Origin of the sequence: Mesorhizobium sp. M5C.F.Ca.IN.020.32.2.1 (assembly GCF_004023105.1) — a bacterium.
GTDB lineage: Bacteria > Pseudomonadota > Alphaproteobacteria > Rhizobiales > Rhizobiaceae > Mesorhizobium > Mesorhizobium wenxiniae.
Genome location: NZ_RZSX01000966.1, coordinates 1 through 2,230, shown reverse-complemented (window position 1 = coordinate 2,230; position 2,230 = coordinate 1). Strand labels below are relative to the sequence as shown.

The window sequence follows — 2,230 nt, the reverse complement described above, 5'->3', positions numbered from 1 at the left end:
GTGCAACTTGTTGCGCTGTTGTCGGTCGGGATCGGTATTCTCAACCTTTTGCCGATTCCCCCCCTCGACGGCGGCCATCTCCTGTTCTACGGCGTGGAGGCCGTCATTCGGCGACCGGTGTCGGAACGGATGATGGAAATGGGTTACAGGGCCGGCCTGCTTTTCGTCTTGGGCTTCATGGGGTTCGTTTTCTGGAACGACCTGTTTGGATGCTGAAATCATGAAGAAATTTGGCTTCGGCACAGCCAATGTTGAGACGCCGTTTACCATGCATGGGGATATGCGTGACGCGAAAGCCACGCAACAGGGTTAAGTAAATACAAATTAACCAGGAGCCTTGCGTGTAGGGAAAATCCGGTTAATACGGTAGGGGAAATTACCGCACGTCCGGTTTTCTCGCCGTGGGGACTTCGAGAAAAGGTACAAAAGCCCGATGAAGGCAGCATCCAAGTTTCTGAGCGCCGCGTCCGCGGTGGCCCTGTCCGCCGCCCTGGTCGTACCAGGTGCGCTCACAGTGCAGTTCGTTGCCACATCGGCGGCCGAGGCCGCTGTTGTTTCAAGAGTTGAAGTCAGCGGCAATCAGCGTGTCGACGCCGACACGATCCGCAACTACGTCACGATCAAGCCCGGCAAGCCCTTTTCCAGTTCCGATATCGACGATGCGGTCAAGGCGCTGTTCGGCACCGGGCTGTTCTCGGACGTCCAGATCAACCAGGTCGGTTCGTCGCTGGTCATCAAGGTTTCCGAATATCAGGTCGTGAACCAGGTGCTGTTCCAGGGCAACAAAAAACTCAAGGACAACGCCCTTGCGACGGCGGTCCAGTTGAAGCCGCGTGGAACGTTCTCGCAGCAGGCGCTCGATGCCGACGTCGAGGCGGTCAAGGCTGCCTACAGGCGTATCGGCCGCGACGACGCCGCCGTGACCACCCAGATCATGGATCTCGGCGACAACCGCGTGAACGTGGTCTTCAACATCAACGAAGGCGGCCGCACGCAGATCGCCGCGATCAATTTCGTCGGCAACAGTGCCTATTCGAGCCGTCGCCTGTCCGACGTCATCTCCACCAAGCGCTCGACCATCCTTTCGTTCGTGCTGCGCGACGACGTCTATGACGAAGATAAGCTGCGCGCCGACGAGGAGCTGCTGCGCCGTTTTTATTACAATCACGGATATGCCGACTTCCAGGTGATTTCCGCGGTCGGCGAACTCGACGAAACCACCAACAAGTACACGGTGACCATCACCGTGCAGGAGGGCGACCGCTACACCTTCGGCGACGTCAGCGTCGAAAGCACGATTCCCGAGGTCGACGCTGCATCGCTGCAGTCGGCGGTCGAAACCCACAAGGGCGACGTCTACAACGCTGAGAACGTCGAAGACACCATCATTGCGTTGACCGAGAGGGTCGCCGGTTCCGGCTATCCCTTCGCCCAGGTGACGCCGCGCGGCGACCGCAATTTCGAGAACCACACCATTTCAGTGGTCTATACGATCGACCAGGGTACCAAGGCCTATGTCGAGCGCATCGAGATTCGCGGCAACGACCGGACACGCGACTATGTCATTCGCCGCGAGTTTGACGTGAGTGAGGGCGATGCCTTCAACCAGGTTCTCATCCAGCGCGCGAAGAAGCGGCTGGAAGCGCTCGATTATTTTGAAAAAGTCGAAGTTTCCACCGTTCCCGGCTCTGAGCCAGACCAGGTGGTGCTCGTGGTCGACGTGGTCGAAAAATCGACCGGCGAGTTCTCGATTGGCGCTGGCTATTCGACAGGCGGCGACACGTCAGGCCCGTCCGTCGAGGGTTCGATCACCGAGCGCAACTTCCTCGGACGCGGCCAGTTCATCAAACTAGCGGCGGGCGGCGGCAAGAATTCGCGCGACTACAGCTTCTCCTTCACCGAGCCCTATTTCCTCGGGCGGCGCATTGCCGCCGGTTTCGATATCTTCAACCGGACCAGGGAATACGACGACTATAAGAGCGAGACGCTAGGCGCGACAGTGCGCTTCGGCCTGCCGATCACCGACAACATCTCGACGCAGCTGGCGTACAATATCTCGCAGGAGAAGTATAAGCTCGACGATGACTGCGATCCCCTGGCTGGCTGCGACATCTCTCAGGCTGTCCTAAACGGGATTGAGGAAAGCCCATGGCTCAAGTCGTCGGTCAGTCTCGCCCTGGTCTACAACACCATCGACGACATGAAGAACCCGCATGAAGGCATCTTCGCC

At 58.6% G+C, this 2,230-nt stretch carries 2 protein-coding genes; both read left to right on the top strand.

Annotated elements, in window-relative coordinates; all coding sequences use genetic code 11:
* A partial coding sequence (locus EOA86_RS31545; RefSeq protein ID WP_206630190.1) for a site-2 protease family protein occupies positions 1-216 on the top strand: 216 nt, incomplete at its 5' end.
* 217 nt (positions 217-433) lie between these two features.
* The coding region (bamA, locus tag EOA86_RS31540; protein WP_128345184.1) for an outer membrane protein assembly factor BamA at positions 434-2,230 on the top strand (1,797 nt) is incomplete at its 3' end.